The organism is Pseudomonas sp. 50_B (assembly GCF_017491625.1).
Lineage (GTDB): Bacteria > Pseudomonadota > Gammaproteobacteria > Pseudomonadales > Pseudomonadaceae > Aquipseudomonas > Aquipseudomonas danubii.
The window spans coordinates 1-12,626 of record NZ_JAFGYX010000045.1 but is presented as its reverse complement, the minus strand read 5'-3'; the positions used below and the strand labels follow the sequence as shown (position 1 = coordinate 12,626).

The 12,626-nt window shown below is 62.4% G+C and carries 12 protein-coding genes; 3 read left to right on the top strand and 9 right to left on the bottom strand.

Translation table 11 applies throughout. From position 1 onward, the window contains the following. The first annotated feature begins 215 nt into the window (after nucleotides 1-215). Both J5M73_RS30525 and J5M73_RS30520 read left to right on the top strand, forming a co-directional pair. Nucleotides 216-1,955 carry a dipeptidase gene (locus tag J5M73_RS30525; protein ID WP_102863072.1) on the top strand — a complete coding sequence of 580 codons (1,740 nt, stop codon included), beginning with the start codon at nucleotides 216-218 and terminating at the stop codon, nucleotides 1,953-1,955. Nucleotides 1,956-2,131: 176 nt separating this feature from the next. Beyond that, nucleotides 2,132-3,754: an EAL domain-containing protein gene (locus J5M73_RS30520; RefSeq protein WP_102863071.1), complete on the top strand. Its 1,623-nt coding sequence runs from the start codon at nucleotides 2,132-2,134 to the stop codon at nucleotides 3,752-3,754. Here the strand turns inward: J5M73_RS30520 and J5M73_RS30515 are convergent. From J5M73_RS30515 to J5M73_RS30490, 6 genes are read right to left on the bottom strand one after another with little or no spacing between them, the layout of a single operon-like run. Beyond that, complete coding sequence (locus J5M73_RS30515) at nucleotides 3,724-4,689, bottom strand: fatty acid desaturase family protein (RefSeq protein WP_102863562.1); 966 nt, start codon at nucleotides 4,687-4,689, stop codon at nucleotides 3,724-3,726. The two genes, J5M73_RS30520 and J5M73_RS30515, sit on opposite strands and share 31 nt — an antisense overlap. Then, nucleotides 4,676-5,299, bottom strand: a complete 624-nt coding sequence (locus tag J5M73_RS30510; RefSeq protein ID WP_102863070.1) for a phosphatase PAP2 family protein — start codon at nucleotides 5,297-5,299, stop codon at nucleotides 4,676-4,678. Before J5M73_RS30510 ends, J5M73_RS30515 begins: the two co-directional genes overlap by 14 nt. Nucleotides 5,300-5,350: 51 nt before the next feature. Beyond that, complete coding sequence (locus J5M73_RS30505; RefSeq protein ID WP_102863069.1) at nucleotides 5,351-6,445, bottom strand: hypothetical protein; 1,095 nt, start codon at nucleotides 6,443-6,445, stop codon at nucleotides 5,351-5,353. Further along, nucleotides 6,442-7,176 carry a hypothetical protein gene (locus J5M73_RS30500; RefSeq protein WP_102863068.1) on the bottom strand — a complete coding sequence of 245 codons (735 nt, stop codon included), beginning with the start codon at nucleotides 7,174-7,176 and terminating at the stop codon, nucleotides 6,442-6,444. Before J5M73_RS30500 ends, J5M73_RS30505 begins: the two co-directional genes overlap by 4 nt. Next, nucleotides 7,173-8,195 carry a hypothetical protein gene (locus tag J5M73_RS30495; RefSeq protein WP_102863067.1) on the bottom strand — a complete coding sequence of 341 codons (1,023 nt, stop codon included), beginning with the start codon at nucleotides 8,193-8,195 and terminating at the stop codon, nucleotides 7,173-7,175. The genes J5M73_RS30500 and J5M73_RS30495 overlap by 4 nt, the downstream gene beginning before the upstream one ends. A 53-nt stretch (nucleotides 8,196-8,248) precedes the next feature. Then, nucleotides 8,249-9,322 (bottom strand): glycosyltransferase family 2 protein, encoded by a 1,074-nt coding sequence (locus J5M73_RS30490; protein ID WP_243433995.1) that lies wholly within the window; start codon nucleotides 9,320-9,322, stop codon nucleotides 8,249-8,251. A 217-nt stretch (nucleotides 9,323-9,539) separates the two neighbouring features. Between J5M73_RS30490 and J5M73_RS30485 the strand changes: the two genes are divergently transcribed. After that, a complete protein-coding gene (locus J5M73_RS30485; protein WP_240322023.1) occupies nucleotides 9,540-10,142 on the top strand; it encodes a DUF4265 domain-containing protein in 603 nt (200 codons plus the stop codon). Between the two features lie 125 nt (nucleotides 10,143-10,267). Here J5M73_RS30485 and J5M73_RS30480 read toward each other — a convergent pair whose 3' ends face one another. The 3 genes from J5M73_RS30480 to J5M73_RS30470 all read right to left on the bottom strand — a co-directional run. After that, on the bottom strand, nucleotides 10,268-10,528 hold the full coding sequence (locus J5M73_RS30480; protein WP_102863065.1) for a PAAR domain-containing protein: 261 nt from the start codon (nucleotides 10,526-10,528) through the stop codon (nucleotides 10,268-10,270). Nucleotides 10,529-10,546: 18 nt separating this feature from the next. Then, nucleotides 10,547-12,142, bottom strand: coding sequence for a DUF2875 family protein (locus J5M73_RS30475; protein ID WP_102863064.1), 1,596 nt, complete (start codon nucleotides 12,140-12,142; stop codon nucleotides 10,547-10,549). Beyond that, the coding region (locus J5M73_RS30470) for a DUF3274 domain-containing protein (RefSeq protein WP_207816825.1) at nucleotides 12,142-12,626 on the bottom strand (485 nt) is incomplete at its 5' end. The genes J5M73_RS30475 and J5M73_RS30470, both read right to left, overlap by 1 nt.

Sequence of the window (12,626 nt, the reverse complement as noted above, 5' to 3'; positions counted from 1 at the left end):
ATGTTACAGGGCGGGGAACAGCGGGCGCCGACCCAGGCGCCCGCTGTTCCCCGCCCTGTAACATCTTTCGTTTGTGCGCCGCTTTTGCCTTTCTGTGCGACAGATCCCACATCCGGGACTCCCGTCGCCCTCCTTCGTAGTGTTAGCTTGGGAACGTTTCTGTCTGAAACATCAGACACTTCCCACTCATAACCTGCAAAGGAATGCCCTCAACAATGGATTTTTCTCTCAAGCACCTGGCTGCGGCCACCCTGATGCTCGCCAGCCTGTCCGCGTTCTCAAGCTTCGCCCAGGCCAATATCACCCCGCAACAGAGCGCGGCCATCCTCAAGTCCTTCAGTGACCACTCGGTCAGCGACTTCCGTCAGTTCCTCGGCAGCCTGGCCAAGAGCGAAGCGGGCAAGGACGCCAACCTGGGCCCGGCCATCAGCGCCTTTCTCGACAACAAGAGCCTGTCCGCCGAACAGCAGAACGAGATCCATCGCCTGCTAGGCCTCTACGCTCGGGTGAAGTACGGCAAGGCCGCCACCGAGACCCTGCGTGAACTGGTGGCCATTCCCACCTTCAACATCGACGGTGTGCCGCAGTACAAGAACCCCGAGTTTCTCAAGATCGCCGAGAAGATCCAGGGCCTGGCCAAGGCCTTCAACCTGAACTTTCGCAACATCGACAACCGGGTCTACGAGATCTCCCTGGACGGCACCGGCGACGAAGTGGTCGGTATCCACGCCCACGCCGACGTGGTGCCGGTCACCCCGGAAAACTGGGTCCTGGAAGACGGCACCCGCCTCGACCCGTTCAAGGTCACCCTGATCGGCGACCGCATGTACGGCCGCGGCACCGAGGACGACAAGAACGGCATCGTGGTCGCGCTCTACGCCATGAAAATCGTCAAGGAAGAGAAGCTGCCCCTGGCGCGCAACTTCAAACTGCTGGTGGACACCACCGAGGAAACCAGCGGCGACGCCATCCCCTACTACTTCGAACGCAACCCGACGCCCAACTACAACCTGGCGCTGGATGGCGGCTACCCGGTGGTGATCGCCGAGAAAGGCTACGGCACGGTGATGGCGACCTTTGCCCGGCGTGCCGCCGAAGGCAAGGGCGCGGAAATGACCGGGCTGACCGGTGGCCTGGCCACCAACCAGATTCCTTCCACCTCGGTGGCCACCTTCAAGACCGACACCCCCGCCGAACTGGTGGCCAGCCTGCAGCAAGCCGGTGCCGCCTATGCCAAGGCCAACGGCGGCAACTTCCAGGTGAGCGCCAAGGTGGTGGGCAAGGATGTGCAGTTGACCGTCACCGGCGTGTCCGCCCACTCCTCCGAACCCGAGTCCGGGGTCAACCCGGTGGCGCGGATGCTGGACTTCATCAACAGCCTCGACGGCAAGATCGCCCTCAAGCACAACGCGTTCACCGACGGTGCCCGCTACGCCGCCGACAACTGGGGCCTGGACTACCTGGGGAACAAGCTGGGCATCGGTTTCGCCGACGCCTTCATGGGGCCGCTGACCACGTCCCCGACCTTCGTCGGCGTGGATGACAAAGCCTTCAAGCTGGCGGTCAACCTGCGAGTGCCCAAGGGCAAGACCCCGGACGCGCTGAAGGCTGAAATCACCGACAAGCTGGCGGCCTGGAGCAAGAAGACCCAGGTGGCGGTGACGCTCGACACCTCCATCGCCGCGCCGATGTACCGCAACCCCGAAGGCGAATGGGTCAAGGCCTTGCTGGCGGTGGCCAGCGAGAACCTGGGCATGCAACACCAGTTCGGCACCTCCGCTGGCGCCACCTCGGTGCATGAACTGCCCAACGGCGTGCAATTCGGCCTGGCGCGGCCCGAAGTCAAGTACACCGGCCACACCGACAACGAGTTCAAGACCGTGGACCAGTTCCTCCTGGACTTGCAGATCGTCACCGAAATGGTCGGACGTATCGGGCAACTGCCCAAGCTTTGACACGCCTGTCGGACCCGCTGCAATGGCGGGTCCGATGGCCTTGTTCCGATTGATTGCCCAGCGCCTTCTATACTTGCACCCCATCAGCCATTGGGCAGGTTCCTGCCCGCTTTCCCGAACGTCATCAAGGTCGCGCCAGGCACTGACGAGGCCGTCATTGGGTCACGGAGCGTTCAATGAACAAGCTGGGTGTCCTCCTGCTGGCCTGTGCCGTTGGCTTGCTGGCACTGCTTGCGCCCCTGTCGCTGTCCCTCTACCTGGCCCAAAACCAGGGCCGCGAAGCGGTCATGTCCTCGTTGCACGAGGTGGCCAACGACGTTCTGGAGCGTGCCCGCCTGCAGCGCGCACAGATCAATACCGCCATCAGCCAGCTCAACCAGCAACCTCCTCAAGCCTTCTGTTCCAGCCAACAGCTCCAAGACATGCACAGACTGGTACTGGGCTATCGCTACATCGTGGGCATGGCCGGCATGGCCGGCTCGACGCTGCTGTGCAACACCCTGCAAGCCCAAACCGAACCCCTGGCGCTGGGCGCTTTTTCGGGGCCGGACCCCAGCGGCCTGCGCTTCTGGAACAAAGTACATCTGCCCGGTCTGCCGGATCAGGTGTTTACCCTGGTGGCCCGGGACAACTACGCTGCCATCATTCACCCCGACTTTGCCCTGGACCTGCTGAATCAGCAGTCATCGGTGTCCAGCGCCTTCCTACAAACCCGGCTGCGCAGCATCATCGGCCAGCGCGGCGTGGTGAAGGAGCAATGGGTACAGCGCTACAGCGGCGATGGCAAAGCGCTGGAATTCGAAGATGACGGCTACTTCGTCGTCATTGTGCCGGCGTCCAACAGCGAAACCGCGGCATTGGCCGCCCAATCCTCATCGGTGGTGGCCGAGCGGGTACGGCGCCTCGCGCTGATCATCGCGCCTTTGGGGCTGGTGCTGGGCCTGCTGTTGGCCGCTCTGGTCGCCTATCTGGCCCGGCGCCGCCTGTCCCTGAAGGGGGAGTTGCAAGCGGCCTTGGAACGCGACGAGTTTTTCATCGAGTACCAGCCCATCATCGACTTGCACAATGGCCGCTGCGTCGGTGCCGAGGCCCTGGCGCGCTGGCGCACCCAGGGCGGCAAGCTGATCAGCCCCAGTGTCTTCATTCCCATGGCCGAAGCCAACGGACTGATCCAGCGCATCACCGCCCGGGTCATGGAAATCGTGGTGCGCGATGCCGCGGAACTGCTGCGCGCCGATGAACGCCTGCACATCGCCATCAACCTTTCCAGCGAAGATCTGAAGACCCAGGACGCCGAACAGCGCTTGAAGAAACTCTCCGAAGAAGCCGGCATGGGACCGCGCAGCCTGATGGTGGAAATCACCGAGCGCGGCCTGATGGACCCCGACAAGTCCCGCGCCGTACTACTGGCGGTCAGGGCCAACGGTTTCCAGGTGGCCATCGACGACTTCGGCACCGGTCATTCCAGCCTGTCGTACCTGGCCACCTATGAGTTGGACTACCTGAAGATCGACAAGATGTTTGTCGACACCCTGGGCACCGACGCCCCCACCAGCCTGGTGACGATGCACATCATCGAACTGGCGCGCTCCCTAGGCCTGCAGATGATTGCCGAAGGCGTCGAAAATCCGCTCCAGCGCGACATTTTGCGCAAACATGGCGTGCAGTACGCCCAAGGCTGGCTGTTCGGCCGCCCCATGAGCATTCAGCACCTGCGGGAGTTCATCGATCAGCATCCGGGGGATGGGACCGGGGACGTCGCAGAGAGTCAGGCCGCCGGCGGCTTCAACGCCGGGTAGCTGACATCCCGCAGTACCGCGATGTAGCCGCCATAGAGATTCGCCGCAGGCAGCAACTGCCGCGCTGCCAGTTGTTCATGCAGGCGGCGCAAATGGTAGAACGGCACGCGCACATAGAGGTGATGCTCGATGTGGTAGTGAATCCCATGGGGGCCGAAGAAGAAGGTCTGCCCGTTCGGACGCACGATGCTGCGGGCGTTCTGGCTCTGGTCAGCATGGGCGGGCAAGCCGGCGTGCTCCATCAGCGCCCGGACCCGGCCCATCAAGGGCAGCAAAGTGATGGCCGGCAACAACCACAGACCCAGGTAGAGCCAGGGGTGCCCGAACGCACTCAGCAAGCCGAACAGCACGCCGTTGACCAGCAGCATTGAACAGATCTCCCAGGATACCTGCCCCGCAGACTTGTCGACCTTGGGCATGATGGCGCGGTAGTCACCCCGGACAAATTTGCAGACACTGATGAAGTAGCCCACCCCGAACAGGTCCGCCAGCAAGCGCCTGGCCAGCTTGCCCCGAGGCAGCGGGTAGTCCCCCATGCCAAACACCGCCATCACCGGGTCGTCATGCAGCATCGGCTGCCGGTGGTGCTTCAGGTGGCCGGCGCGGTAGGTAGCCATGGAAAGAAACAGCGGGCCAGCCGCCAACAGCTGACCCACGCCATCATTGAATGCCTGCCGGCGCAGGAGCAGGCCGTGGGCACTCTCATGCATGATCACCGCCAGGGCCAACTGGCTGCGGGCAATGATCAGCGCCGCCAACAGGTAGGTGACGGGATGCGGCCAGCGTGCGGCACAGATGAACGCGGCAGCGATCAGCAGCCAGTCGGCGAGCAGCGCCAGCATCCCGATCCAGGGCTTGAGGACAAACAGCTCAGCGGTCGGGACAAAGGCCTTGAGCGCCTGATTGTCGCCGGCGCGGGCATTAGGCTGGGACACGTGCATGGTTTCCTTGTCGTTGGGTGGCCAGGGCGCAGGCCAGGGCCAGCAGGAGGCCGCCTGCGACATCCAGCAGCGTGTGTTGCTTGAGGGTCAGGGTCGACAGGCAGATCAGCAGGCCGGTGATGCCGATCAGCCATTTGCCGGGGTGGGACCAGAGCGCACGGCAGGCCAGGCACGTTACCGCCACATGCAGGCTGGGGCAGCCGTTGGACGCCAGGTCCAGCTGCCACATGCGGCTCAGGCGCTGATGCAAAAAGGCATTGTCGAGGTTGCCAAGATCGGGCCTGGGCAGGTGCTCGGGGAACAGCCAGAAACACAGGAGGGCAATGGTGAAAGCCATCCCCGTGGCGTTCTTGAACACCCTGAACGCTTCAGCACTGGCGTAGGTCGCCGCCAGCAGCACGAAGGGAAAGAACAGCACGTACAGCCACCAGGACTGGGCAATGAAAGGAATCCATTCATCCAGCGGCGTGACCCAGGTGTAGCGCGGCGTGATCAGTCGCTGCACGCCGATGAAAATGCTCAGGCCCAGCAACAGTCCCAGCAGCGCAACCAGCGTCTGTCGATAGTTGGCTCTCGGGGTCGGGCTGGGCAAGGGATTGCTCATGGCTGCTCGCTTAGTGGGTGCAAGAGTGGATCACGGCCCACAGCGGCGCGTTCACAGGCTGAGCAGGCGGCTGACCCAGGCGTCGATCCGCCCCTGGGCCCGCGCCCGACCGGCAGCCGCTGTCGACTCGGTCCCCGCCGCTGCAGTCAGTTGCTGCGCCGCCGCAGTCACCTGGCGGCGAAAGTCCGCGGCGTCGCCGCGCCAGGTCACCACCCGATGCAGCAGCTGTAGCTGGGCGGCACGCGCCGCGTTGCTGGTCTGTTCGGGCTGATCGCTGAGCACCAGGAGGATCGGCCGCTGATAGACCCGAGCGATGGACAGTGCCGCCATGCCCGGCGCTGACACTATCAGCCGGGCCTGGGCGGCACGACTGGCCCAGTGCGGGTCGACCCCGAGCCAGCCGTGGCGCCCGGCATAACCCTCGCCCACCCGATGCGCGTCCAGGCCGGCGTCCTCCAGGCCCGCACCCAAGGCATCGGCCAGGCTGGGCTCGCTGAAATGCGGATTGAGGTACACCGCAGCCCCGGGGGCCGCAGGTTCCGGCATCACCGCCGCCAGGGCCACCGGAGTCGGCAGGCGATACAGCAACGGCGCCTGGGTGTCGTCCACTTCATAGGCGAAATCATGCTCGATGCGGGCTCGCGCCGCGTTGATCTGACGGTCGACAATCCAGCCGAACAACCGCCCGAACTGCCGCGGCCACATGCCCGCGAAATTGTTCAGCAACGCCACCTTGAGGCTCGCGCCGTACACGTGCACGACCTTGCGTCGCCATCCCGGCAGCATGCCCATGTACAGCAGCGCCGGATGGAAGGAGTCGTTGATCACCAGATCCACACTGCGCAGCCTGCGCCCCAGATGGAGAATGTCCCGCAGCATCCGCCCGGGACGAAACAGGTAATGGGCGACATTGCGATTGGTGGCGTGGCGCAGCATGTTCTGCTCGCTGTCGAACTGCACCGCATAGTGCCTGGACAGCAGCTCGGCCTCGATGCCGAAACGTTGCAGAAAGTGCTGCCCCTGCTCCGAGGTCGTCAGCACCTCGACCTGGGCTCCCGCCTCGCGCAGGGCATGCACCAGCAATTGCGCGCGCATCAGGTGGCCACGGGCATCGGCGGTCGCCAGGTAAAGAATCCGTTTATTCATCGGGCCGCGCTGCCCACACCGCCCAGGAACCAACCGGCGACGTACATGGCCAGGGCACCGGTCACGCCGAAACTGGCATCCACTGCGCGAATGTCCTTGAGCAACAGGTCCAGGTGTACAGACTCATGGGGCGCGACAATGCGGCGCAAGGTGTTCTCGCACAAGCGCACGTGGGCCTTCTCGTCGGCCAGGACCCGCGACAGCAACGGATACAGCTCATGCCCGGTGCCTATCACCGCACAGTGGCGGCTCAATACCCGCTGGGCCATCTGCTCGGCACAGAGCCCGGTGGCGTAGGCCGGCACCAGCAGGCCATGCTCGAAATGTGCCGCATAGCGATGGGCCAGGCGCTGCCAGCGGCGGATCTTGCGCCGGCTGAGCCAGTCCGGTTCCAGGCGCACCGAGCCGTCGTCGCCCAGGCCGCGCAAAGCGTCGGCAAACAGCGTCACATGGCGACGCTCATCGGCCAGGTGCTGTTGCACCTGACGCTCGAGCCAGGGCGGTGACTGGGGGAGCAAGTCTTCCAGCAGCGTGCGCTCGGTGGCGTCTTCGCCGGCCAGGTACATGCGCAACAACAAGCGCTCCCCGCGGGGGCTACGGTGCAGGCGCCGCAGCGCAGCGCGCTTGATGCGATCCACCAGGCGCGCCTGCACCGCCCCCAGGCCCTGGGCCTGAGGCATGCTCAGGCAGCTGAAGTCCGCCTCGGTGGCGACCGCTTCACCCCCACTCATTGCGCGGGCTGCGGGGCAGTGGCGGATGCCGTGGCCACCTGCTGGCTGCGGTGCCAGGCCAGGATCAGGCCGATAAAGCTGTCACGCATAAAGGCCGTTCCGGACGCCCCGGCATTGGCAAAGGGTTGTTCATGGCCGTTGTAACGCAGGTAGCCCTTGCCGTTGACCGCGCCCAATTCCAGGGTGTCGCGCTTGTTCAGGCCGCGTTGGCGCACCTCCTTGAGCAGAGGACTGTCCTCAAGGCCGAACACGAACAGTTGGCGCTGAACCACCCACAACGGAATCTGGCCGCTCAGGGCCTGCAGGTTAAGGTTCCAGGTGCCCGTTGCCAGCAACGCATCCAGCTCGCCAGTGCCCGGTTGCGTGGCGCTGAAACTGGCACGCATCACTGACTTGGACAGCCGCCCGACACCCAGGCCGATGGTGATGTCGTCGGCCGCCGGGTTCCGGGCATCGCTGGGACGCACGACCACGAAGTAACTGGCCACTCGCGCGGCGATTGACGGCTGCGCCAGGACCTTGCGCGCCTGCTCGGCGGTGAACAGCACTCGCTCGCCGGTGCCTTCGCGGACGCTGATCTGATAGGGGTCGAGGACGATGTCGCTGAACTTGCCGCGCACGGGCGAGTGCACATAGGTGTCGGACTTCCACTTCGTGCCCGAGCGCCGCAACAGCACCTGCAGGCTCAGCGGCACGCGCTGGCCATCGGCGGCGATGCCACTGCCGTGCAGCAGCACGTCGCCGATCACCGTCTTGCTGTCATGGTGGTCGTCAGCGCCAATCACGATGGCGTGGGTTTGCGGGTCGACGCTGGCCCGGGCATCTGCCACATCCAGGGCAATCCGGTTGCAGTCGCGGTCGGTGCTGCGGGTGACGGTCGCGCAGCCACTGTCCGAGGCGAAGTGAAACACCCCGCGACCACTGAACTCGGAAGGCGCGGCATTGGCCTGGCCGCTCAATGCCAACAGTGCCAGGCAGGCTAGGGAGTAGCCGAATGAAGCGAGCGAAGATGTTTTCATGGGGGAGTCCTGTGGGCACGCAGGCGGCGTGCGACGATACGGCACGACGGGGATCAATCCAGGTTGCGGTGATACGACAAGGCTTCACTGTGACCGGCGCTGCGGCGCCCGACACTGATGCCCATGCCACGCACCACAGCGCCAGCGGTGTCGAGCAACGACATGCCGATGACCACCAGCGTCGCCCCAAGACGTCGGAGCCCACGCAAGGGCGGCAAGTCCTGATGGTTGAGGGCCCGCAGGCTGTAGCCGAGGCGCCCGAGCATCACGCACAGCGGGCCGATCGGACCACTGCGCCCAAGCCACTGCAGCCAGCCCGGCATATAGGCGCGGACCAGATAGGGGGTCAGGCCGACGCTGTCACCGCCCCTGAGCCAGCGCAGCTTGAGCACTTCGCCCTGGCTGTCGGGCAGTCGATGCTCGGTATGGGCGCCTGGCGCATAGACCACCGCCACGCCCGCCGCTTGCAGGCGCAGGCCCATGACCTGGCAATGGGCGCGATAGATGCCATCCAGAGGCTCATAGCGGTACTGCTCGAAGGTGTCACAGCGAAAGGCCACGTTGTTGGCGTAGAAGTTACGCGTGGCGCCGCGGCGCAAGGGGCTGGGGAAGTACATGAAGTCGATGGCGGTCAGGGCACTGCCGGCGACGCTGGGCGCATAACTGGTACGCCCGGCAACCGCCAACGGCGCGTCGTCCTCGGCGAAAGGCACGAGCAACTGCTCCAGCCAATGGCTACAGGGAATGCAATCGGCATCAGCAAAGACCACGTACTGGCAGCGCCCCTGGTCGACCGCGTCGAAACCGACATTCTTGGCATCGTAGTAACCGGTGAGGGTATCGATCTCGACAAAGTCCAGTTCCCGTCCGGCCAGTGCACACAGGGCCTGGCGCGCCACAGGATCGAGGCCATCGTGGGTGATGACCCACTGGGCAAAACTCTGGGGTGGCAGACTCTGCCGGGCAAGGCGTGCGATCAGCCGCTTGAGGCTGTTCAAGGCCTCCTGTGCATCCTTGCCGCCACGCAGGTTGTTGGTCTCCAACACCAGCGCGGCATGGGCTGCGATACCTTCCAGGCGCTCGCGCCTATCGCTGCCGGGAGGCAGCTGCGACGTCCTGGTTGTCATTGCTTGGCTATCCATTTCACTGAATCTCTGAAAAAAGCGCGGCCACCCGGGGGCGCGACGGGCGCAATCACAGCATTATTCCCGAGATTATTCAAACGCCAAGTGCGCCCCCCTGTGATGGCCAACGCAGTCGCTGGACCCCGCTGCGATTCAAGACCCCGGATTCTTCAGGAGCACCATTGAAGTGCCCCCCACACAGTCGCTGGAATCTGTCCTGATGGAGCGATTGAATAAGGTATTCTTCGGCGCGAATCAGCTATCACTACTCTCGGACACGTTCGAGCGGGCGGAGCCCATGGGCATGAAACAGCATCACCCAGAAGTCTTTCACAAGATCACCATCCTCCTGAAACAGGACGATGACGGTTACCCACCCTGCGCTGCCGAATCCCTTTGGGGCATCAAACAAGGCGAAACGACCTACATCGTCGACAACACGCCCTATTACATTTATGGACTCAGCAAAGGCGACCTGATTGATACGCGACAGGAAAACAACGAGCTGATCGCTACCGTCGTTATTCAACAAGGAGGCCACTCCACCCTCAGAGTCTTCGCTGAAAATGCACAGGACAAAGCCAACATCATCAAGACACTGCAACAGTTGGGTGCCCACTGTTCAGTGACTCATAGCCTGTCGCTCTTCTCGGTTGATATAGCGCCAGAGTGCCGCTTCGAACCTATAGACGCCTACCTTTGCTCGATCGCAGACGATGACCAGATCGCCTATGAAGACGCCTGCCTGCAGCATCACGGGATCGACTTCGCACGACAATCGCAATGCTCATCCCTGGCATCGTTACCACGCATGACCCATTGAGCGGCCAGCTCAGTAGAAGGCAAGCGCCACGGCACTCCATGGCACGGTCTGAGAAGCCGTGACCGTGGCTCATCGATCAGCGCCAGCCCCCCTGCGCTCTTGAACACTTCGACGCCGATACCCGGCTAACGCGCCGCGCTTGCTTTGGGACCGCTCGCGATCAGGCTGGCGCCACACGCGGTTTTCATACCGTCAAGGGCCACCGCAATACCACCGACATCCAACAGGGCACTGCCTTCTGCAATAGGAAACACCCCTTTGCACAGAGGGCACACAACCTTGTGCCCGACACCCGCCATGGGTTTCCCGTTCAAGTCGGTCTGGCTGAATGCCTCAATCACAGTACCGCCATGACTGGTACTGTCCCCAAGTCGAATAATCTCCATGCCCACTCCTTAGCGACCTTAAAGGTCATCCATCCAATTGTCCTTGGGCCTCAGCTCGGCCAGAAACTCTTCCAGCGTGTAGTCCTCTTCCACAACCGGCATCCGCGATGCGGCAGGAGCAGCCGGCGCAGGGTTTACCGAGGCACCGTCATCACTGCTGGCGGTTTGGGGCATCAGGTTGATGCCAAATTTGTTGCCAACGGGCTTTTGCCCGGGTGTCGGCGAGGTGATGGTGATAAGGGTTGCTTGGTCCTTACGGCGCAGAGGCATGACCACGCTGGTATCGGCATTCAGATAACTGGCCATGGTCGCCAGCGCGATACCCACGAACGGCGAGGCGGCGCCGGTATCGCCCAGGCGCTGGGTCAGGTCGTAGCCCTCGCGGGAGTCGAGCAAGTCCAGAGAGCTGCGGGCAGCCATCAGCGCGGGAAGCAACTCGGCCAGAGGTGTGCTGTTCAGGCCGCCGTCGTAGAACACCCGGGCCGGCGCTGGTGCAACGGCGTCAGTGGCTTTGTTCCAGCCAGCGGCCAGTTGAGCGGTCAAGGCTTCGCGCTTGAGGCGCTCGCCGTTGTCCGGGCGCTGCAGGGAAACCGTGACCGGGCGATGAATCCGGGCCAGTACTGGCAAGGCATCCCACTGTTCAAAAGCACGCTCGGTCCAAGGTTGCGGGATGAATTCCGAAGGTTGGAATTCGACAGCAGGTTTACGCCAGCCCCAACCGGTGAACTCGGGATCGATCTTGTTCTTGTTGACCTTGGTGAAGGGAGCGTAATAGCGCAGCCACTCGACACGTTCGGGGCGGCCGACGACTAAGGCGACCATGGCGTCGGTGAGTTTGTCAGGTTGGCGTGGGCCCGCGACAGCCCCTAGCGATTTTAAGGAAATGTCCTTGCTTGATAGAGCGCCAGCCATATTGATGCCTTCAACGCTATAAACCAGAACAGCAGGAAGATCAGGGTTGTGCTCGAAAAGTCGGAACAGGTTTTCTACCAATGCTTCAGGAGTGTCGTTGCAGACAATTCCATCCTGAACATTTCGGATGCGATGCCAATGTAAGCCCGAGTCTGTCCGGTAACTATTCACCATACTGGTGAGCATTACTTGGGTTCTTTCAGGCCTGAACCGCAGGTTCGGTGTTTGAGGACTCCAACCACGGACAACCGTAATGGTGGGAATTGGCCACTTTTCTAAAAAATTGCGTAATCCCAGTTCCAATGCATCGGCTTTGCGTTTTGTATAAGCCATATTTTTATCATCGGCAGTCACCGGGTATTTCTTCGGGTCTATGGGCAGGATACTGCCGACATGCAGAGCCTCCGGCTCTCTCGCATTCTGCTCTTGCAAAGTTTTCCAGATATCTCCCTGGCGAAAAACATCCAGACTCACGCCAATGCTGAGCACATCCAGGGTTTCAAGGCGAGGCGACATGGTTGGGGCGCGGTAGCGAGTATTGGTGGGCATTGAAGCCGCCTCCTTGACAGGGATATTGGCAGTAACGGCCGTAGCAGGGCTGGCAAAACAGCGAACTGTTATCAATGAGATTTCGTCCGCTTCAGACTGATGACTGGCCACTAGCAAGCTGGCAATCAATAAACACTGGAATAAGCTGCGCATCAGGCTTTACCCCCAAAGCGGATGGGTTTGCCAAGTTTTTCTTCGCCCCATGTCTGGGCCCCTACTAAAGAGGGCATAGTGTCCCCGACCAAACTAGGTAGCGTCCCTGTAGTTCGATATTCAATCGTGGCATCGATTAATTTTCGGTTAGTGGCTTGCTCTTGTAGATAAAACGTTTCAATCGCTTCATCTGGTTGATCAGGAGCCTGATCATCTTGACCAGTTATGACCTCATCAGTCCTCTTCCAATCCAACCGCCAATCCGCCACCCGACACAAATACGCATAGAACGTCACATCATCCACGCTCTCACCTGCTCCAATCGCCACGTCATAGGCCAGAACTCGTCGACTGTGCTCCGGGTTATTCGGAATCCCCGAGTGAAACGACTGCGGCTCTTGATACGCCTCCCTTTGCAGGCGCAAACGAGCCTCATAGGGAGTCTCTCCACGCGTCACCAGGACCTGGCCATCACCCATCGCCC